The sequence below is a fragment of the Burkholderia cenocepacia genome (assembly GCF_014211915.1).
Taxonomy (GTDB): domain Bacteria; phylum Pseudomonadota; class Gammaproteobacteria; order Burkholderiales; family Burkholderiaceae; genus Burkholderia; species Burkholderia orbicola.
In genome coordinates, this window is the sequence record NZ_CP060041.1 from 672,399 (window position 1) to 692,042 (window position 19,644).

16 protein-coding genes and 1 pseudogene are annotated in these 19,644 nt (G+C 63.6%); 8 read left to right on the forward strand and 9 right to left on the reverse strand.

Annotated features, from left to right (window positions below; genetic code table 11):
* Positions 1–91 precede the first annotated feature (91 nt).
* A complete protein-coding gene (locus SY91_RS32235) occupies positions 92–1,147 on the forward strand; it encodes a porin (RefSeq protein ID WP_034175567.1) in 1,056 nt (351 codons plus the stop codon).
* A 31-nt stretch (positions 1,148–1,178) separates the two neighbouring features.
* Here SY91_RS32235 and SY91_RS32240 read toward each other — a convergent pair whose 3' ends face one another.
* From SY91_RS32240 to SY91_RS35335, 5 genes are all read right to left on the reverse strand, one after another.
* Entirely contained in the window at positions 1,179–2,327 is a 1,149-nt protein-coding gene (locus SY91_RS32240; protein ID WP_023476927.1) for a porin, read from the reverse strand.
* 191 nt (positions 2,328–2,518) lie between these two features.
* Positions 2,519–3,082, reverse strand: coding sequence for a cytochrome b (locus SY91_RS32245; protein WP_034175565.1), 564 nt, complete (start codon positions 3,080–3,082; stop codon positions 2,519–2,521).
* 151 nt (positions 3,083–3,233) lie between these two features.
* Positions 3,234–4,598, reverse strand: a complete 1,365-nt coding sequence (locus SY91_RS32250; protein WP_023476928.1) for an aspartate aminotransferase family protein — start codon at positions 4,596–4,598, stop codon at positions 3,234–3,236.
* Between the two features lie 62 nt (positions 4,599–4,660).
* Entirely contained in the window at positions 4,661–6,106 is a 1,446-nt protein-coding gene (locus tag SY91_RS32255; protein WP_034175638.1) for an aldehyde dehydrogenase family protein, read from the reverse strand.
* Between the two features lie 817 nt (positions 6,107–6,923).
* On the reverse strand, positions 6,924–7,808 hold the full coding sequence (locus tag SY91_RS35335; protein ID WP_260632499.1) for an APC family permease: 885 nt from the start codon (positions 7,806–7,808) through the stop codon (positions 6,924–6,926).
* 92 nt (positions 7,809–7,900) lie between these two features.
* Here SY91_RS35335 and SY91_RS35645 point away from each other — a divergent pair.
* Positions 7,901–8,101, forward strand: a pseudogene (locus tag SY91_RS35645) (RNA-guided endonuclease TnpB family protein); the annotation flags it as partial.
* A 125-nt stretch (positions 8,102–8,226) separates the two neighbouring features.
* Here the strand turns inward: SY91_RS35645 and SY91_RS32270 are convergent.
* Positions 8,227–9,171 carry a helix-turn-helix domain-containing protein gene (locus SY91_RS32270; RefSeq protein ID WP_043887960.1) on the reverse strand — a complete coding sequence of 315 codons (945 nt, stop codon included), beginning with the start codon at positions 9,169–9,171 and terminating at the stop codon, positions 8,227–8,229.
* 10 nt (positions 9,172–9,181) lie between these two features.
* On the opposite strand from SY91_RS32270, the gene SY91_RS32275 reads away from it, so the two are divergent.
* Together SY91_RS32275 and SY91_RS32280 are read left to right on the forward strand one after the other, a co-directional pair.
* Positions 9,182–9,505: a hypothetical protein gene (locus SY91_RS32275; protein ID WP_185921446.1), complete on the forward strand. Its 324-nt coding sequence runs from the start codon at positions 9,182–9,184 to the stop codon at positions 9,503–9,505.
* A 241-nt stretch (positions 9,506–9,746) separates the two neighbouring features.
* Positions 9,747–11,075, forward strand: a complete 1,329-nt coding sequence (locus SY91_RS32280) for an MFS transporter (protein WP_023476934.1) — start codon at positions 9,747–9,749, stop codon at positions 11,073–11,075.
* 96 nt (positions 11,076–11,171) lie between these two features.
* On the opposite strand, the gene SY91_RS35340 is transcribed toward SY91_RS32280, so the two are convergent.
* Entirely contained in the window at positions 11,172–11,294 is a 123-nt protein-coding gene (locus SY91_RS35340) for a hypothetical protein (RefSeq protein WP_023476935.1), read from the reverse strand.
* A 351-nt stretch (positions 11,295–11,645) separates the two neighbouring features.
* Here SY91_RS35340 and SY91_RS32285 point away from each other — a divergent pair, with 351 nt between their 5' ends.
* From SY91_RS32285 to SY91_RS32300, 4 genes are all read left to right on the forward strand, one after another.
* Positions 11,646–12,944, forward strand: coding sequence for a hypothetical protein (locus SY91_RS32285; RefSeq protein ID WP_185921447.1), 1,299 nt, complete (start codon positions 11,646–11,648; stop codon positions 12,942–12,944).
* A gap of 544 nt (positions 12,945–13,488) precedes the next feature.
* Positions 13,489–14,490: a sterol desaturase family protein gene (locus SY91_RS32290; RefSeq protein WP_105797806.1), complete on the forward strand. Its 1,002-nt coding sequence runs from the start codon at positions 13,489–13,491 to the stop codon at positions 14,488–14,490.
* Positions 14,491–14,552: 62 nt separating this feature from the next.
* Positions 14,553–14,906 carry a 2Fe-2S iron-sulfur cluster-binding protein gene (locus SY91_RS32295; protein ID WP_023476938.1) on the forward strand — a complete coding sequence of 118 codons (354 nt, stop codon included), beginning with the start codon at positions 14,553–14,555 and terminating at the stop codon, positions 14,904–14,906.
* A gap of 326 nt (positions 14,907–15,232) precedes the next feature.
* On the forward strand, positions 15,233–16,588 hold the full coding sequence (locus SY91_RS32300) for an NAD(P)/FAD-dependent oxidoreductase (RefSeq protein WP_023476939.1): 1,356 nt from the start codon (positions 15,233–15,235) through the stop codon (positions 16,586–16,588).
* Between the two features lie 210 nt (positions 16,589–16,798).
* On the opposite strand, the gene SY91_RS32305 is transcribed toward SY91_RS32300, so the two are convergent.
* A complete protein-coding gene (locus SY91_RS32305) occupies positions 16,799–17,752 on the reverse strand; it encodes a helix-turn-helix domain-containing protein (RefSeq protein WP_023476940.1) in 954 nt (317 codons plus the stop codon).
* Between the two features lie 252 nt (positions 17,753–18,004).
* The gene (locus tag SY91_RS32310; protein ID WP_185921449.1) at positions 18,005–19,309 is read right to left on the reverse strand and encodes an alginate export family protein; all 1,305 of its coding nucleotides are present in this window, start codon (positions 19,307–19,309) and stop codon (positions 18,005–18,007) included.
* Between the last annotated feature and the right edge of the window lie 335 nt (positions 19,310–19,644).

Sequence of the window (19,644 nt, forward strand, 5' to 3'; positions counted from 1 at the left end):
TTAAGCGATGAAATCAAGCTGGATCGATGTTGCTGCCGCGCCGGTCGGTTCACGGGCGCATCGGCCGGGAAAATTCGATGAGGAGAAGCAGATGAAAGGGTGGTTCCGGATGGCGGCATGGTGCGGCTGCAGTGCCGTCGCACCGGCGTTCGCGCAATCGAGCGTGACGCTCTATGGGTCGCTGGACACGGGCGTGACCTATACGAGCGACGTGGCGTCCGCTCCGCGTGGCGGGCGTCAGCTCGCGTTGCAGGCCGGTGTGTCGCGCAACGACGTGTGGGGCCTGACGGGCAGGGAGGATCTCGGCGGCGCCAACTTCGCGGTGTTCCGGCTGGAGAGCCAGTTCCAGACGTCGGACGGCGCGCTGACCGTACCGGGCTCCGCGTTCAGTTCACAAGCGTACGTCGGGCTCGGCGGTGACTGGGGGACCGTGACGCTCGGGCGCCAGTTCGATTTCGTCGGCGATCTGCTGCCGGCCTTCGCGATTGGCGCGAACACGCCAGCCGGCCTGCTCGCGTGGGGCTTGCCGGCGAACGCGTCGGCGGGCGGTGCGCTCGACAACCGCGTGTGGGGCGTCCAGGTGAACAATGCGGTGAAGTACGTGAGCCCGACATTCGGCGGGGTCGCGTTCGGCGGCATGTGGGGATTCGGCAACGTGCCCGGCACGGTTGCACGCAGCAGCGTGCAAAGCGCGATGCTGTCCTACACGCAAGGCGCGTTCAGCGCCGCGCTCGCGTATTTCGGCCAGCATGACGTGACCGCCGGCGGCAATCTGCGCAACTTTTCGGGCGGCGCCGGCTACAACGTCGGGCCGTTTCGTGTCTTCGGGATGGTGTCGGACGTCCGGATCAGCGCCGCCGCGCCGTTGCGGGCCACCACCTATGACGCCGGGTTGACCTATGCCGTCACGCCGTCGTTGCAGCTGGGCGGCGGTTTCCAGTACCAGCAGCGCGGCGGCGATATCGGCTCGGCCAACCAGGTCACGTTGAGCGCCGACTATTCGCTGTCGAAACGTACCGGCCTTTACGCGGTATTCGCACGCGGGCACGACAGCGCGTATGGCGCGCAGGTCGAAGCGGCGCTCGGCGGGGCGGCGTCCGGCTCGACGCAGACCGCCGTTCGGCTCGGGCTGCGGCATCAGTTCTGACGACGCGCGAGCCCGTGTTTTTCCACCGGATTCAGAAACGATGCATCATCCCGACGCGCAACGCCAGCTGGTTGCGGCCCGACGACTGCCCGGCCGTGCCCAGCACGTGCGCGTAGTCGAAGTCGGTGCCGGTGTTGCCGGTCGCATGCTGGTACGCGCCCTGGATGTACGTCGAGGTCCGCTTGCTGAGATCGTAGTCGAGCATCATTGACAGCTGGTGCCAGCTCGGCGACGCATCGCCCGCCGCCGTCGCGACATGCGCATGCGTGTAGGTATAGGCGGCGCCGAGCCAGAGATCCGGCCGGAAGAAATACTGGCCGTTGACCTCGAAGTTGTCGAATCTCCACGCGTTCTGCGAGCCTGCCGCCGGCTGGTTCGTGAAGTAGAGATTCGACTCGGGGTTGGTCACGTCGACGTGAGAATACGCGGCGGACAGCGTCAGCTTTTCGCTGAACTTGTACGATGCGCCGGCATCGATGTTCTGCTGCGAGCGGCCGCTGAAGACCGTGTCGTCGCTCGACAATGCGCCGCCCGCGGTTGCGCCGCCGTTGTTGGCCTTCAGGTACGCGACGGCGGCGGAAAATACGCCGGCCTGGTACTGCACGGCGGCGCTGTAAACGCGGTTTCGCGCGAAGCCGCCCGCCTGATTCGCGAGCCCGTAGAGCACTTCGCCCTTGAAGCCGCCATATGTGGGCGACACGTACTTGACGCTGTTCTGGATGCGGTAGTCCCAGTCGGCGTTGTCGTTGTCGTACGGGTGCGCGCCGAAGTCGCCGAGCCAGTTGCCGGTGGCCGTGAAAGGACTCCACATGTCGAGCGTGGGGTCGTACTGGCGGCCGAACGTGAGCGTGCCGAACCGGTCGGAATCAAGCCCGACGTAGGCCTGCCTGCCGAACATCCGCGACGTCACGCCGAGCGCGCCGGTGCTCGCGTTGAAGCCGTTCTCGAGCTGGAACAGCGCTCTCAGCCCGCCGCCGAGGTCCTCGGTGCCTTTCAGCCCCCAGTTGCTGCCCACGGTATCGCCGCTGACCATCTGGTAAGCCTTGCTGCCGCCCGCGTTGCTCGTGAAATTGACGCCTTCGTCGATCAGGCCGTATAGCGTCACGGTGCTTTGCGCATGGGCCGTCAGGCCGAATCCCATGGCGCTCGCGGCCGATACGGCCGCCATCATCTTCTTCATCGTCGATCTCCAGGTGGGGACGGCCCACGCGGCGCGGTTTCCGACGGCATGCGGCGGCACCGGACACGTGTGGCAAGTCCGCTTGTCGTTAGTAAAACGAAATATAAAATGCGAAGAAGATCGGCCCGCCGCGATCGCGGCGGACCGAATGACGAACCTCGCCGGGCGCGAGGTTCCGCGTGGCGGCGGCGTTACAGCATCCGCCGCAGCACGTCGTTTTCCGGATTGCGATCGAAGAACCGGTGTTTCAGCGCGCCGAGTACATGCAGCACGATGAGCGCGAGCAACGTGTAGGCGAGCGTCTTATGCAACCACTGAAACGCCTCGAACCAGTGGTCGTTCTTCGGCAGCAGCTCGGGTACGCGGAAAAAGAAGAACGGCACGCCGTCGCTCTGCGTAAACGTGCTGGACATCGAGTAACCCATCAGCGGCACGATAATCGCCAGCGCGTACAGCAGGTAGTGGCCGATCTTGGCAAGCTTGCGGTCGAGCGTCGGCAGCGTGGAAGGCAGCGGCGGCAACGGCTTCATCGAGCGAATCGCCAGTTGCGTGACGACCACCAGCAGCGTGAGCACGCCGAACTCCTTGTGGGTCGGGTAATACCAGTCGAACTTGGCCGGCAGGTTGTCGTCGAGCCGGACCATCGTCCAGCCGGTCCAGAGCTGCGCGCCGATCAGGACCGCCCTGACCCAGTGCAGCAGCCGAAGCGCGAGCGGGTATTTCTCCGCGGGGAATGCAATGGCCTGGTTGTCCATTTGACTTGTCTTCCTTTGAAACGACATTGCGACAGGCGGGATGCCGATCGTCGACTTCGACGTCCCGTGGCGATCTTCGTCGAACCGAGGCCGGATGGCGATGCGCACGAACCTTCGACGAAAAGTCCGTGCGCCGGGCTGCTTCCTGCGGTCAGGCGATCGCCCGCGAATCCGCGCAGCACTCCTGCAATGCCTCGCGCAGCGTCACGGCCATGAAGTCGGCTTCGCCTTGCTGCAACGTCAGCGGCGGCGACATCACCACCTTGTTGGCGATCGCCCGCACCAGCACGCCACGCCGGCGCGCGGCATCGGCCACGCGAGCGGCGAACCCCAGGCCCGGATCGAGCGGCGTGCGGCTGGCCTTGTCGGTCACCAGATCGAGCGCCAGCATCAGCCCCTTGCCGCGGACGTCGCCGACGGTCTCGAAGTCGGCCTTCAGCGGCAGCAACTGCTCGAGCAGGCGCTGGCCGACCCGCGCCGCATTGCCCGGCAGATCCTCGGCCTCGACGATGTCGAGCACGGCGAGCGACGCGGCGCAGGCGAGCGGATGCCCGCTGTACGTATAGCCGTGCATGACCACGTGCGAGAAGCCCGCGCCATGTTCGATCGCGTCGGCGATGCGTCCGTTGTACAACGTTGCGCCGAGCGGCACGTAGCCGGCGGAAATGCCCTTGGCGACGCACAGGATGTCGGCGGCGACGCCCCAGCCGCGGCTGCCGAGCAGGCTGCCGGTGCGGCCGAAGCCGGTGACCACCTCGTCGGCGATCAGCAGGATGCCGTTGCGGTCGCATACGGCTCGCACGCGCGGCCAGTAATCGGCTGGCGGGACGATCAGGCCGCCCGCGCCCTGCACCGGCTCGGCGACGAACGCGGCAATGGTCTGCGGGCCGTGGAACGCGATCGTTTCCTCGAGCTGCCGGATGCAGTGCTCGACGAGTTGTTGCGGGTCTTCGCAGTTCCACGGGTTGCGATAGAGCCACGGCGTGTCGAGCAGCACGCAGCCGGGCAGCAGCGGGCCGTGATTGTAATGGTAGACGCCGTTGCCGCCGATCGACGTGCCGCCCATGTGCACGCCGTGATAGCCGTTGCGCAGCGACAGGAATTTCGTGCGCGACGGCTCGCCCGCGGCGACCCAGTATTGACGCGCCATCTTGAGCGCGGTCTCGATCGCGTCGGACCCGCCGCTGCCGAACATCACCCGCTGCATATCCTCTTGCGCGAACATCGCGCACAGGCGGTCGGCCAGGTCGTAGACGCGCGGATGGGCGACGCCGTCGAAAGTCTGGTAGTACGACAGCTCGTCCATCTGGCGCGCGATCGCGCTTTTCACCTCCGGCCGGTTATGGCCGACGTTGACATTCCACAGTCCGCCGACGCCGTCGAGCATGCGGTGGCCGTCGACGTCGTACACGTAGTTGCCGTCGCCGCGCGCGATGACGACGGTGGGGGTCGTATGGCCGGCCGCCGCCGAGCTCATCGGATGCCAGAATCGCTTTTGACGCTTTTGATAGTCCATGGTGTCTCTCGTCTCTCTTACGAAGTGCTTGAACAAGTGGCGGCGCGGTGTGCGCCGCGGGATCACAGGGCTGCGGTGACGATCTTTTCCTCGAGGTACGAATCGAGCGCGGCCTTCGACAGGTCGCGCCCGATCCCGCTTTGCTTGGTGCCGCCCCACGGCAGGCGTGCGTCGATCGGGCTCCACGCATTGATCGCGACCGCGCCGACGTCGAGCCGCTCGGCGACGCGGTGCGCGGTGCCGACGTCCTGCGTCCACACCGAAGCGGACAGGCCGAACGGCGTGTCGTTGGCGATGCGAACGGCGTCGTCCTCGGTCTCGAACGGCATGACCATGCCGACCGGGCCGAACACTTCGTCGCGGGCGATCCGCATGCCCGGATGGACGCCGCCCAGAATCGTCGGGCGCATGAAGCAGCCGCGCGGCGGCACCTGTTCGTCGCCGGCAAGCATGACGGCCCCTTCGGCGAGCGCGCCGTCGACGAGCGCACGCACGCGCGCGAGGTGACGCGGGTTGATCAGCGCGCCCATCTGCACGCCGGGCTCCGATGGCGGACCGATGCGCATCGCCCGGGCCGCGTCGGCAAGCCGTTCCTCGAGTGCCTGGGCGATCGAGCGGTGCGCGAGCACGCGCGAGCCGGCCGCGCACGTCTGCCCCTGGTTCGCGAACATGCCGGCCATCAGCGACGGAATCGCACGGTCGAGATCGGCATCCGCGAAGACGATCTGCGCGGCCTTGCCGCCCAGTTCGAGCGTGACGCGCTTGAAGGTCTTGGCAGCCACGCCCGCGATCGCGCGGCCGACTTCGGTGCTGCCGGTGAAGCTGATCTTGTTCACGAGCGGGTGCGCGACCAGCGCGGCGCCGACTTCCGCGCCCACGCCGTGGACGATGTTGACGACCCCGGCGGGAAGGCCGGCTTCGCAGACGAGCTCACCGAGCCGGGTGATCGCCAGCGGCGTGTCTTCCGAGGGCTTGATGACCACCGGGCAGCCGGCCGCCAGCGCCGGCGCGAGCTTCCACACCGCGATCATCAACGGCGCGTTCCACGGGATGATCAGACCGGCGACGCCCACCGGCGCACGCCGCGTGTAGCTGAGCGTCGGGCGGCCCATGAAGCCGTCGGTCGGAATCGTGCGGCCCTCGAGCTTGTCGGCCCAGCCGGCGAAGTAGCGCAGCGTGTCGATGCACATCGGCAGGTCCATCATGCGCATCTCGGCAAGCGGGCGTCCCTGTTCGACGGCCAGCAATTCCGTCAGCGCATTGCCGTTGCGCTCGACCAGATCCGCGAGCCGAAGGAGCCAGCGGGCGCGGGCCGAGCCACCGGCACGGGCCCACGCGTCGTCGTGCAGCGAGGCGTGCGCGGCACGCACCGCGCGATCGACGTCTTCGGCGGCCGACGCGGGCACGGCGGCGACGTAGTCGCCGGTTGCCGGCGCCAGCTTTTCGAAAGTGCGGCCGGCCGCTGCGTCGCAATGCCTGCCGCCGATCAGATTCTGAATTTTCATCATGGTGTCCATGTTTCACAGGGGCGAATCGTCGGGCTGAACGGGGCGGCGGCGAGGGCGGCTGCCTCCGTGCTGCGGCGACGTCGCTTTCACTGTATGTCGATGAAATCGCGAACCTTGTCCGCTATCGGCAATCGTTGTCGCGCGATCGGGATGGGGAATACCCGTGCCGGCGCGACGCATTGCGAGTCGCGTCGGCAGCGGGAAATGCCGGGGAGAGCGTAACGGGACGACGGTGCGGCGCGGCACCGTCCGGGCAGCGGCGGCTACTGGGCGGCGCGCCCGAGTTCGCGGTACAGGTCGGGGTCGCTGCGCTTCAGCCGCAGCGCGGCGCGGATGCCGAACGCGCCGACGGCGACGAGGAAATACGGAAACATCGCGACGAAGGTCGAATCCGATCCGCTCAGCACGGACAGGTTGCGCACGACCAGCACGAGACACGCGCCGAGCGCGATCACGCTGACGAGCGGCGCGATCAGGCGGTGCACGACGCCGGCGTCCCGATGGTCGCGCGCGAAGAACGCGATCACCGAGGCCGCCACCAGGATCTGCACCGCGATGATGCCGATCGTGGCCAGCGCGCTCATCCACGAGAACACGACCGCGAACGGGTCGAGGCGAAAGGCCGCCGATCCGGCGATGGCCGCGAGCGCGATCAGCGTCTGCACCTTGCCGGCGACGTCCGGGCAACGGTGCACGGGGCACGTATGGCCGAGCTTGCGCCACAGTACGCGTTCGCGGCCCATCGCGTAGAAATAGCGCGTGATCGTGTTGTGGAACGACAGGATGGCCGCGAACAGGCTCGTGACGAGCAGCACGTTCATCGCGTCCGTCGCGATGCCGCCGAGCAGCCGGCCGCTGACGGCAAACCAGAGATTGGCCGGATCGCGCGCGGCCTGCGCGGCGATCGCGTGCTCGCCCACGCCTCGACGATCGCCCACGACGACAGCGCGTAGAACGCCATGATGAGGATCACGGCCAGGTAGGTGGCGCGCGGAATCGTGCGCTTCGGGTCGCGCGCCTCCTCGGAGAAGATCGCCGTCGCCTCGAAGCCCATGTACGAGCCGAGCACGAATACGAGCGCGGTGCCGAGTCCGGGCGCGAACACCATCGCGGGGCTGAACGGTTTCGCGCTGAAGCCGCCGGTGCTCGCGCCGTGCACGACGATCGCGAGATCGAGCAGCATCACGATCGCGATTTCCCCGATCATCAGCATGCCGAGCAGCCGGCCGCTGAACTCGATGCGCCGCGCGCCGCAGAAGTGCACCGCGACGACGCACGCGAGCGCGAACGCCCACCACGGCACGTCGACGCCGTAGTGCCGCGGGATGCTGTCGTTCAGGAAGAAGCCGAACATGCAGTAGATCGCGATCTGCACCGCGTTGTACGCGACGATCGCGACGAACGCGCCGCCCACGCCGGCGGGGCGTCCGAGCCCGTTCGCGATGTATGCATAGAACGCGCCCGCATTGGAGATGTGTCGGCTCATCGCGGCATAGCCGATGCTGAAGATCAGGTACATGACGCCCGCCAGCACGAATACGCCGGGCACGCCGGGGCCGTTGCCGAGCGAGAACGCGGCGGGCGTCGCGCCGACCATCGCGGTGAGCGGCGCGGCCGCGGCGACGACGAAGAAGACGATGTGTGAGAGTCCGACGGCGTTCTTGCTGAGCCCCGCTTCGGACCGGGGTGACGATTCGTTCATCAGAATTTGCTCCGGGAAACTCCGCCATTGATGGCGGGAAGGAAAGGCGTGCGGTTGACAGGCAGCGTCTTCCACGGGTCGGGATCACCGGCATGATCCTTGTCTGCCGCTACCGGGTGAAATCGCTCAACGGACTGCTCAACAAGCAGAGCCGTGCGGTGAACTACGTCCGGAACTGCTGCAATGACACGCAGAAGCACGCGCGCAAGTGGAGCAAGAAGTAGCCGCCGGGATTCGATCTGAACACGGGTGTGCGCCTGGACGGCCGCTCGATGCGGTGCAGCGCGCATGCGCGCCGGGCCGACGACAAAAATTTACGGTGCCGAAAAAACGGGCGTTGTCCGTAATCGGCAATCCGCATGCGCGGGAGCGGCAGGGGATTACCCGGATGCGACGCCGCCATGCGTTTGCCGCGCACTCAGCTCAGGCGCGGCGTGTGCGACGGCAGCTCGTGGAAATGCTGCTGGTAGTACGCGGAGAAGCGCCCGAAGTGGCAAAAGCCGAATTGCGCCGCCGCGTCGCCGATCCGCATCGTGTCGGGCGTCGTCATCAGGAAGCGGCGCACGGCGTTCAGCCGGATCGAGCGGAGGTAGGCGGTCGGCGTGGTGCCGACCACGTTCTGGAAGCTGTATTGCAGCGTGCGGCGGCTGATCCGCAGGTGGTGACAGAGATCGATCACCGTCGGCACGTCGTCGGATTCCAGTGCGATTTCCTGGCTGCGGCGCACGATGTAGCTTTGCGTCGATGCCGACGGCAGTGCACCCGCATCCGGATCGTCGGACTGCACGAGATCGAGCAGGATGCCGACGACACTGTGCGCGAGCACGCGTTCGTCGAACGCATCGCGCGCGGTGAGCGAACCGCTGTCGAGCGCCTGGCCCAGCACGCGTTCGAGGCCGTCCAATGCGCTGCGGTAGCGCGCGGGCGAGATCGGCAGCACCGGCTGCTTCAGGATGCGGGCGGGCAGGTTCGCGAGTTCGTCCAGCTCGCGATCGGCGGTGAGCGTGCGGTCGATCGTGAACGCGAGCACCTCGGTGTCGCACGGCAAGTGGGCGACGAACTCCTCGCCGCCGCGCAGCGTCAGCAGGCTCGGGCGCTCGACGGTGCGCCCCTGCACCACCGGCGCGACCGCACTGGCGATCGGCAGCGCGAAGCAGAGCCGGTCGCGCGGCGCGAGGCCGTGCTGCATCACGCGCTGGTTGATGCGTTCGCGAAAGACGTGAAAGCGCTGGGCGGCGACCTGGCGCAGCGTGGTCGTCGCGGTGCCCGGACTGATCTGGTCGTAGTGCTGCGACCAGTTCACGATCGCCTGGGAATGGAGGAACACATCCGAGAAGCACAGTGTTTCAGCGCGCAGGTTCATGGCGTGGCGAATGCATTCCGTTTCAAATTCGATGCCGGCCGAAGCCGGCTCATGCTGCCGGCGCGGGCAGCGCGACCGCGCCATGCGCGCGCCGCCCGGATGGCTTTCCGAAGGCGCGTGCGACACGGTCAGTCCTGCCGACGATCATATCCAGAAAAAAACACTGCGTGACGCGATCGAAAAGCCCGCGGGTGCTTGTCGAGCGAGCACCGTGCGGAAGGCGACGGAGCGTAACCGAACCGAAAGAAATTCGGGGCAGCTATGTCGACAAACGACTGTTGTTGGCAATCGTATTTTTATGAATCTCATTATAAGGGATTTGGTTTATTTTTGAGGTGGGGTTTACACATGGCGTCGCGCGTGATCTGGTAACGCGGGCTTCATGGTCAAGTCGATCGAGCAAGATCGAGGGTTGATTACAAAACTGACGAATGAAGGCCGGCAGCATGGCGCAGGCGACACACAAAGGCTTCTCTCATGTTAACTACCAATAAATCCCGAAATACGGGATTTGTATAATTGCCTCGCAACGCCTCGCTTGTTCGTGACGCATGTCCACATACCGGGAGCGGTCCATGTCCGAGTCACCCCCTGCCTTGTTGTATCGTCGGATCGCGCTGCGCGTGATTCCGTTTCTGTTCGTCTGCTACGTGATCAACTTCATCGATCGCGTCAACATCGGGTTCGCCAAGCTGCAGTTCCTGCAGGACCTCGGCTTGAGCGAAGCCGTATTCGGCTCCGCGACGGCCATCTTCTTCATCAGTTACGCCGCATTCGAGGTGCCGAGCAATCTGGTGCTGGCGCGCATCGGCGCGAGCCGCACGCTCATGCGAATCATGGTGCTGTGGGGCCTCTGCACGGTAGCGCAGATGTTTGTGACCGGCAGCGTGTCGCTATACGTGGTGCGCTTTCTGCTCGGCGCCGCCGAGGCCGGCTTCTTTCCGGGCCTGATCCTGTACCTGTCTTACTGGTTTCCGGATACGGTGCGCGCCCGTGTCAACAGCGTACTGCTGCTCGCCGTTCCGGTCGCCGGGATGATCGGCGGACCGCTGTCCGGCTGGATCATGGCGCACATGCAGGACACGATGGGGTTGCGCGGATGGCAGTGGCTGTTCCTGATCGAGGGTTTGCCGGCCATCGCGCTCGGGATGGTTGCGCCGCTGATGCTGAGCGACCGGCCGGAACAGGCGACATGGCTGTCGCCAGCTGAGCGGCAGGCTCTCTTGCGCGATCTGGATGCGGAACGGACCTCGGCCGTGGTCGGCCATGGCCGGTTCGGCGTTCTCGACATCGTTCGTAACGGTCGTGTGCTGGGACTTGCGGCGATCTATTTCTGCGTCTACGTCGGCATGGGGACGGTGACGTTCTGGTCGCCCACGGTGCTGAAGGCGGCCGGGGTGTCGAGCGTCTCGGGAATCGGTTGGTTGTCCGGACTGATTTCCGTGTTCACGATGATCGGCAACGTGGCGATCGCATGGAGTTCCGACCGATTCGGCGAGCGCCGGTGGCATACGGTGGTGTGCATGCTCGTCACCGCGTGCAGCCTGCTGCTCCTGCGCTTCTCGGTCGGTCATGTGTGGAACACCGTGGCCTTGCTTGCGATCGCGCAGCTGTGCGCGTTCACCGTGCCGATCGTGTTCTGGACGATTCCGGCGGCCCAACTGACCGGCCGCGCGGCGGCGGCGGGCATCGCGGTGATCAGCATGCTGGGTTCGCTGGGCGGCGCGTTCAGTTCGTGGCTGGTCGGCGCGCTGTTTGCGCGGACCGGCACGCCGTATGCCGGGCTCGCGGTGGCCGCGGGGCTGCTGGTGGTCGGTTCGGTGCTGGTGACGAGTCTCGTGCCGCGCACACTGCCGCCGCGCCGCACGCTGAGCGAACAGGCGGCGTTGCAGGGCCTCGAATAGCGCGCCGCCGCGCAGCCGCGACGCCGACGGCCTCCTGCCGCGTCGCCGCCATCGGCTCGGGCGAACCGGCTGGATCAAGGCGCGCGACGCCTGGGCTCAGCACGGCGTGACATCGAGCCGCTTCACCGCTTGGTTGACCGGCAGCCGAAGCGGCCTCAACGGTTGATCGGCCGGCACGAAGGCTTCCAGCTTCTCCGCCGCGCACAGCGGTTCCTGCATTCGTCCATTCCGTGCATCATTCTTATTTGCCCAAGGTCATGAACGATATCGCAAACGCACCGCTCGCAACGCCCGCAACGCCCGGTTACACCGTTGAGAAGTTCAACAGCCAGCCAGGCGGCTCCCTAGCGTCCGCTACAGGTGCCGTTTTGGGCTATGGCCTTCGGGCGCGAGTTCCTATCATCGCAGCTCGTCGCGATCGCAATGCAGTCGGTCGGAACGAATGACCGACGCAATCATCGGCGCCGGTTGCAAGCATGGCCGCTTGCGTGTCGCCCTGGCGGGTATGGGCGCCTGGCTGACGAAAGCAAGTGTCCGGGCATGTCCTCGCACAAGCCAGGGAGGCCCAGCATGCTAGAGGACAAAGATACAAGGCGGCTCGTTGCTCACGGGGAACGCATTCAAAAAAGTGGCGTGCTCGGAAAGTCGGCGCAGATCAATCGTCTTTTTGAATTGCTGCTTGAACGCTCGTTGGCCGACGCCGCACCGAAGGAAATCGAGATTGCGCAAACGGTCTTCGGCAAATCCATCGACGTGGATCTCGCGGCTGATGCGACCGTAAGGGTGCACGTCCATCGGCTACGAAAGAAACTCGAGGAACTGCCTCCGGACGAGCATGGCGAACGCCTGGCCCTTCCGCGCGGGGAATATCGGCTCGTCGTCATTCCGCCTGCCGAGGGCGAGGCAGGCGATTGTGCCGCGTCGCCCCGCCGCCCGCTGCGCGGCGCCAGGATGTGGTTCGCAGGGGGCGTCATGCTTCTCGTCGGGCTCAATCTGATTTGCTGGAGCTGGTTCGCAAGCACATCCGCCGGAGACGCTCGCCTCGATACCAATCTCTGGCGTGCGCTGGCGGGCAGCCATATTCCGACTCTTGTCGTGTACGGTGGTGATTATGTTTTCGGCGAACTGGATTCCAACAACGAGGTTTCCCGGCTGATATTCGACCCCCGAATTCATTCTGCTGATGAGTTGGGTCAGTACAAATCGCGGACGCCGGGCGCGAATCAGAAATATATCGACCTGAACACCTACACCCTTCCCGAAGGTGTGGCGCCGGCTATGGCTGCCATTACTCCCATCATTGCGACCGCGCGAGCCGGTGAGCTACCGTCGCTGCAATCCATCGCGATGTCGCGCTTTACCAACGATATGTTGCGGACTCACGATCTTGTCTATGTTGGCTTGTTGAGGAGTCTGGCGGACCTGAAAGAACCGCTTTGCGATATTTCGGGTTTCTCTTTGTCGGACGATGGCGATATGCTTGTCGATCGGGCGAGCGGAAATCAGTTTCAATCCGATTGGGATAACCCTTCGACCGAGGGGATCATGCGTCGTGACTATGCCTATATAGCCAGCTTTCCGGGCTCATCGGGAAATCATATCGTCGTTATTGCAGGAACCCGGGACCCGGCGCTTATGGAGGCGATACATGTTGCGTCGAGTAAATCCGAACTGGATAAGCTGAAAACAAGTCTTGGTGCTGATAACGCATTCGAAGCACTGTACGAAGTCCGTACATTCGGGCCGTCGAATGTCGGTAACAAGCTGGTCATTGTTCGCCATCTCAAGGTCGGTCAGATGTGGCCTGTAAGAGAAAGCGAGCTTGCTTCCAAAAAAACCGGAGCCGGCGAGCCCGCCAAAGCAAAATAAAAAACAGCGCCGCGTACGACAATCCACGGGGCGCCGGCCCCGGATTGAGCTCATGGCGAGCTTGCAGGACGCGTCTATTTCGACAGCGATCAGGACGTGCTCTCGATACCGCATCGAGATTGAGTGCTTGATACCGCGTTGTCTTCTATTTCTTTCTCCGTTCCTCTCGTCTCGAGACGTCGTTTTTCGACTGGACCGAATTGGAGTGTGCAGGCGCGAGCGGAGTAGCAAGGCGCAAGCAACGCATGTTGGAATCGATGTTCCCGCGATCCGCATGCGTCCGCCATGCGATGAAGCCGGGGAAGCCGGGTTTACCCCGGGAATCGACGATGTCCGGTCACGCGAAAGCGTCGGAAAAACCGTTCGTTAACCGTTCATCCACCGTTCGTTACTGGCCCGCAGCGAGCCTGCAGACCACCATGAACTCACTATCCCGGCGGCAACGTTCATCGAGCGCCGGGCATAGACGGTACCTGACAAGAGCGGCGTATGCGACTCGCGGCCCTGTCCTGGCTCGTAACAATATGCAATCTCGGAGACGAAGATGATAAATGAGACATGGAGCTCGATTGCCGACTTTTATGACCCTACCATCGAAATGCTGCAGCAGTGGGCATGGGGTCTTCCGCTTTATTTCGTGGTGGTTGCGTGGGTCGGTTTCCTGGCAAGAAAAGAACGCGGCCCGGTGACGCTACGGGCAGTGGTGAGGTCCGTATTTCCAAAGGATCAGTACGATCATGACTCGGCTCGTGTGGATCGATGGAACGGCATTATTGTCCTGGCGATCGGTTTTCCACTGTCCGTGTTCGTCGCGATTAATGCGATCTCGGTAGCGGACAATCTGGCGGGTTTTCTGTCGGCGCATTTTGGCGCGCAAAACCCCCTGATGCACACGGACTGGAAGATGGTCGCGGTTCAGTTCACCGTATATTTTCTGGCTTTGGATTTTTCCGGCTACTGGGTGCACCGCTGGTGCCACGAGGTTCCCGTCCTGTGGCCGCTGCACAAGCCGCACCATACAGCCGAAACGCTGACGCCATGGACGCTCTTTCGTCAACACCCGATTGAATTCTTTTTTCTGAACACGATTCCGTCGTTCTTTGCCGGCGTGGCGCTGGGCGTGCTGCTTTACGCCACGGGAACCGCTGTCAATCCGGGAACCGTGACGGTAATCGGAATCCAGGTGTACGTTTCCTTTTTTGTCGTCGACACGATGTCTCACGTACACGTGCACGTTTCGTACGGCAACTGGGTGAATCGTATCGTCCTCGCGCCCGTCATGCATAACCTCCATCACAGCATCGAGGTGCCGCATCGAGATAAAAACTACGGGGTTATCTTGACGTTATGGGACTGGATGTTCGGGACCCTTTATTTGCCGAAAAAGAACGAAACATGGCGCTGGGGGCTGAATGAAGTGGAGTTCGGCGAAAAGAATCCCCACAAAACCCTGAGAGGTTTCTATCTCGAGCCGTTCGTTTCGTTCTGGCAGGGTTTGCGTCAAATCGGCGCTCGCCAGGATACCGTGGCGCCAACCCACGAGTGAGCTTTCGCCGGCGGGCGGATATCCAAGTCGCACGCAGGACTCGATATCGAACAGAGTCACGCGTGCTCGTTGAAAAACCATCTTTCTTGAATATGCCAAAAGTTACCTATATCGAATCGAATGGCGACGAACACGTCGTGGTTGCGCTGGACGGCGCCAATGCAATGGAGACGGCACTAGAAAATGGAGTGCCCGGTATCGACGGCTTTTGCGGCGGCCAGGCCTCGTGTGCGACTTGCCATGTCTATGTCGACGAACCCTGGCTCGGCGTGACCGGCAAAGCCGATCCGGCGATCGAGCTTGCCTTGCTCGAGCCGTTGGGTGCAACGCAGGAGAACAGCAGGCTGGCTTGTCAGATCAAGTTGACACGAGAACTGCACGGCCTGGTCCTGAGAATGCCGGAGAAGCAAGGTTAGGAGGCGGCTATCCCGACCCTGTTCCTGACGGCTCGGCAGACGTAGTCCGACGGAGTACGACGGAGTACGACGGCGACGAACCGGAGCTCAAATACGGATCTTCGTGTTTCTTCGTGCCCCCTTCGTACGCGTTGTACATCGACGGGCGCCGCGACCGGTTTGGCGATCGGAGACGTTCTCGGATGGACGCCTCCGATCGTCTGCCGGCGAGACAGGCTCGTCATCCTCTTCAACGCATGTGCAATCCGCACTGCCCGGCAAATGATCCACCTCGTCGAACATCGGTTCCGGCTGCGCGGTTGTCGAAGCGACGGCTTGCCCGGCGAATGTCGTCGGTGAAGGCCGGTTTCGGCGCGCAGTTGCGCGCCGTGCGCCGATCCGGTTCGAACCCATGGACCGCCGGGGTGTTTCCTCGGGAGACAATTTTGACATCCTCAAAAAAGGCCCGGCTCGTTATCGTCGGAGCCTCGTATGCCGGAACCCATCTCGCCGCGGCCGCGCGCGAACAGGGATTCGACGGACCTATCGTCCTGATCGGAGACGAGCCGCACGCACCCTACCAGCGCCCGCCTCTTTCCAAGGGCCTGCTCACCGGCAAGACCGGCATGGGCCAGCTCGCGCTGCGCAGCCCGGATTTCTACACCGAACAATGCATCGATCTGCGCGTGGGGCAACGCGCTGCAGCGCTGGATCTGGCCGCGCGCCGCGTGCGGCTGGCGGACGGCGAGAGTCTCGAATACGACTGGCTTGCACTCGCTACGGGAGCGCGCTGCCGCCCGCTCCCGGTTCCCGGCGCAGAGCTTCAGGGCGTGCATCAACTGCGCACGCTGGAGGACGCGCTGGCGGTGCAGCGCAGGCTCGGCCGTTGCTCGAACGCGTGCGTCGTCGGCGGCGGGTTCATCGGCCTGGAGGTCGCGGCCGCACTGATCTCCGCCGGAACCCGGGTTACCGTGGTCGAAAGCCAGACGCGCCTCCTCGCACGCGCGTTCCCGGCGTTCATGTCGGACTATGTGGCGCAGGCGCACCGTCAGCGAGGGGTTTCGCTGGAACTGGGCCGCAGCGTACGGGCGCTGATCGGCCGCCAAGGTAGCGTCGAGGCCGTCCAATTCGACGATGGCCGCATGGTGGATTGCGACCTGGTCGTAGCAGGTATCGGCGTGTTGCCGAACGCGGAGCTTGCCGATGCCGCCGGCATCGCCTGCAACGACGGCATCCTTGTCGATGCGTTGGGCCGCACCTCGGTGCGGAATGTACTGGCCGTCGGCGACGTGGCGAATATGGCGCAGCCGACTTTTCCCGGTAGTCCGGCCAGAATGCGGTTTGAATCCATTCAGGCCGCCAGCGACGGGGCGCGTGCGGCGGCCTCGGTGCTGGTCGGTCGGCCTCAACCGCTTTCGGCCGTGCCGTGGTTCTGGAGCGAGCAGCACGACCTGAGATTCCAGATGGCCGGGCTGCCCGCATCCGACGACCAGGTGGTATTGCGCGGAGCACCCGCCAGCGATCGCTTCACGGTGTTCTACCTGCGGGACGATGCGGTGGCGGCCGCGCATTCCGTCAACCGGCCGTCGGAACATGTGCTGGCGCGCAAGCTGATCGCGCAGCGGTCGCGTATCCCTGCCGCGATGCTGGCCGACCCGACGGCGGATCTCAAATCCCTGATTGACGTGGGACAGGTGAATTGACCCGTCATCTTCGGTGTACGTCGGGTGTTGTGCGTACGCGGGTCGCCGCTCGTCCATCGGCCATCACGTGAATCCGCGCACGCGCTCCGGCAGCGACTTCGGTCGCGGAAGATGAGGAGCAGGGCGGTGGCCGCGGCCGTCGGAATGGACGCCAGGCGCCCCGCATCGCCACCGGACTCGGCGATCGGATCATGCCGGCTCGCCGATCTTCTATCCGTCTTTCCGAACCGGTCTTTTGGTATGCGAAGGCAACTCGCCGAAGAGTTCGAGGTAGTCCTCGGCGAAATGGCTCAAGTGGAAGAATCCCCATCGGGCGGCGGCATCTCCGATCAGGAGTTTGGACGAAGGCGTCGACATCAGGCTTCGACGCACGCCGTTGAGCCGCACGGACCGAAGGTAATTCACAGGTGTCGTTCCGGTCACGGATCGAAAGCTGTTTTGCACCGTGCGCCGGCTGACCTGCAGTTGCTGGCACAGCTCCATCACGCTGGGAACGTCGATTCTCTCCGACATGGCCAGGTGATGACATTTCTCGACGATGAAGCTTTGGGTGGAGCTGCCGTTGCGTTGACGTAGATTGCAATCCGGACTGCTGATCAGTCGAATCATTTCGTGAAGGACGAATTGCTCGAATGCGCCTTCGTCATGCTGGATGGTGCCGCCTTCGTCGTCGAAGAACGCCTCCGAGAATATCGCGAGCAGGCGACGGCGGCACGCGTTCAGGCGCTGTTTGGGCAACCGGATGACGGGTTGCTTGAGGAGCGTCGTGATCTCGTGGGCGTTCGTGAGGGTCGATAGCGCCGATTCGAACATGTCGCGATCGAAGTTGATCGAGAGCATGTCCATACCCGTTGGCATATGAAACATGAACTCGTCGCCGCCGCGCAGAAAGAGAACGCTGTTGCAGTCTGCCTTGCGGCCTTGCATGACGACCGATCCGGACGCGGAAATCGGTATGGCGAAGCAAATCTTTCCCGACGGAGCTGCGCCGTGTTGAACGACGCGCTGGTTTATCCGTTCCCGAAAAAGGTGGCAGCGCGCACTCGCAAGTTGCATCAGCGAGCTTTCGAGCGAACCCGCCGATATCTGGCTGTAGGTTTGACTCCAGTGCTTGATCGACGCTGCGTGGGCATTCACGTCATCAAATCGGTCGATGCTCTTCATGACAAGAAGTCTCGGCGGGGGGCGACGGAAGTGCGTAGGGCGATTGATTGTTTTTGGCCAGGTGAAATTCTGCAAACAAATCGCGCGTCGTCCCAGCGGGGGAAACCCGCGGATGCCATGCCAGGAAGCGGGACGCCTTCGCCGCTCCGGCGGTTCCGTCAAGTGCGATGCGCCGAGGGGCGTTCGCGAATGCGATTGCTATGGAGTCCGATGCCGGCGCTGCAATGTGCGGCAGGCCGGTCGGCGATCACGCTAGAAATTCGCGACGATCATGAGGTTGGCGTAGAAGTTCGCGGCCGCGCTACCGGTCTGGTTTCCGCCGTTTGCGGCGTATTTGCGTGGCTTGTAGACACCGAAGTTCGGGGAAAATTGGAGGTTCTTGGTGATGGCCCAATCCAGATAGAGCGTCAGCTCGGACGCGTCGAGATCGAGGGTGGAGCGATTGGACAACGTCCGGAAGTTGAAATACATCAGGGTCGCGGTCAATTTTTCGGACGGGTGGACCGTGAGCCCGACGTCCTGGATGCGCGTATTGAAGTTGTATGAAAACGAGTAGTTGGATGCGATTTCACCCTGGTAGCGATCGCCAAATCCCCCCTGGAACAGCGAGTCGAAATCCTTCGAATAACGCGTGTAGCGATAGCTCAGCGACGGCTGCCACCGGACATTCTGGAACGTATATCCGGCTTCGGCATACCACCCGTTGTCGTTCCCGGAACGCTTGGTTTGGTACGCATATTCGAACGCGAAGTGCGTATTGGGGATGCCCGCGTCACCGTCGCCTCGAATGCTGTACGTGTTCATCCCCGGGCGATCGAGACGGCTCGGTGTGCTGACATATCGCTTGTCGATGCTGATGCCATGGATAAAGGTCAGCCCGAGCGTTCCCGGCTGCGCCGTATAGTCCAGGGTGCCGACGGCCAACTCGGTATCGGCTTGCAGATGATTGTTCGATTTGAGCCAGATGGCGCTTCCGTGCCATCCGGTGTCGCCGCCCAGTCGTAGCACCGCGGTTCGCGAGAAAGCCACGCGCGATGCCAGATAGTAAGCGCCACCACGATCATAGCGGCCGTCGTCTACGGCCCGGCCAGCGCTGACCTTGTCTCCCTTGATCAGGAAACCGGAGCCCACGTTGACGTACTGGCTACCCGCGGAAATGTCGATGCCGTCCTTTCCCAATGCCGGAATCAAGTCGCCGGATTTCCAGCCGAGGTAGGCGTCCTCGAGCGCGTTGCGGCGTTCGCGACCGGTCGTAAAGCCGCCGGGATCGCCGTTGCCCCACGTGGCCGAGCCGAGAAGACTCACGGCACCGTAGATCGAACCTGCGCCGGGGAGTGCAGTGCTGCCGCTCAAGCCATACTTGAGATAACCCTCCTGCCACCGGGTAGGGCCCGGACGGTCGATATAACTGCGCTGGACGCTGAAAAACCCGTAGCCCACGCTCAAATTCGCGTCAAGGTTCGTGACCCCGTCATGGTAGAACTCGTATGCGCTTGCGGGCGACGAAAATGTGCCGACAAGCAGCGCTGGAAACAACATTCGGATAACGGAATGCATGGGATTGTCCTGAAATGTGCGACCGTTTGGAATTTTTCTCCACTCGTGGTGCCGTGCGTACAGCGCGCCGCCGACACGAGATGGCGCGTCATTGAAGTCGTGACGAGCACTGCGAATTGCGGGTTCGAGTGTTCAGTTGTGATGCCACGAGGTGGTAGCCCAAATCAGCACAAAGTACGCGGGATGGGTGCAGAGGAGGCGATGCGAAACGTGGCGACGCGATCGGGCCGTCGCCGTCAGTGGTTTCCTTCCGCAGGGGTATTCCCCCGGTTCCGTACGGAGTTGCCGTTTCTGGATATTCGGCTGCCTGGAGGCACTGTTTAATTCTTCATCGA

Bases quoted from the DNA above. Each gene is read 5' to 3' on its own strand.
- SY91_RS32235 (WP_034175567.1), top strand. From the start codon at position 92: ATGAAAGGGTGGTTCCGGATGGCGGCATGGTGCGGCTGCAGTGCCGTC.
- SY91_RS32240 (WP_023476927.1), bottom strand. From the start codon at position 2,327: ATGAAGAAGATGATGGCGGCCGTATCGGCCGCGAGCGCCATGGGATTC.
- SY91_RS32245 (WP_034175565.1), bottom strand. From the start codon at position 3,082: ATGGACAACCAGGCCATTGCATTCCCCGCGGAGAAATACCCGCTCGCG.
- SY91_RS32250 (WP_023476928.1), bottom strand. From the start codon at position 4,598: ATGGACTATCAAAAGCGTCAAAAGCGATTCTGGCATCCGATGAGCTCG.
- SY91_RS32255 (WP_034175638.1), bottom strand. From the start codon at position 6,106: ATGATGAAAATTCAGAATCTGATCGGCGGCAGGCATTGCGACGCAGCG.
- SY91_RS35335 (WP_260632499.1), bottom strand. From the start codon at position 7,808: ATGAACGAATCGTCACCCCGGTCCGAAGCGGGGCTCAGCAAGAACGCC.
- SY91_RS32270 (WP_043887960.1), bottom strand. From the start codon at position 9,171: ATGAACCTGCGCGCTGAAACACTGTGCTTCTCGGATGTGTTCCTCCAT.
- SY91_RS32275 (WP_185921446.1), top strand. From the start codon at position 9,182: ATGCATTCCGTTTCAAATTCGATGCCGGCCGAAGCCGGCTCATGCTGC.
- SY91_RS32280 (WP_023476934.1), top strand. From the start codon at position 9,747: ATGTCCGAGTCACCCCCTGCCTTGTTGTATCGTCGGATCGCGCTGCGC.
- SY91_RS35340 (WP_023476935.1), bottom strand. From the start codon at position 11,294: ATGCAGGAACCGCTGTGCGCGGCGGAGAAGCTGGAAGCCTTCGTGCCG.
- SY91_RS32285 (WP_185921447.1), top strand. From the start codon at position 11,646: ATGCTAGAGGACAAAGATACAAGGCGGCTCGTTGCTCACGGGGAACGC.
- SY91_RS32290 (WP_105797806.1), top strand. From the start codon at position 13,489: ATGATAAATGAGACATGGAGCTCGATTGCCGACTTTTATGACCCTACC.
- SY91_RS32300 (WP_023476939.1), top strand. From the start codon at position 15,233: ATGTCGTCGGTGAAGGCCGGTTTCGGCGCGCAGTTGCGCGCCGTGCGC.
- SY91_RS32305 (WP_023476940.1), bottom strand. From the start codon at position 17,752: ATGAAGAGCATCGACCGATTTGATGACGTGAATGCCCACGCAGCGTCG.
- SY91_RS32310 (WP_185921449.1), bottom strand. From the start codon at position 19,309: ATGCATTCCGTTATCCGAATGTTGTTTCCAGCGCTGCTTGTCGGCACA.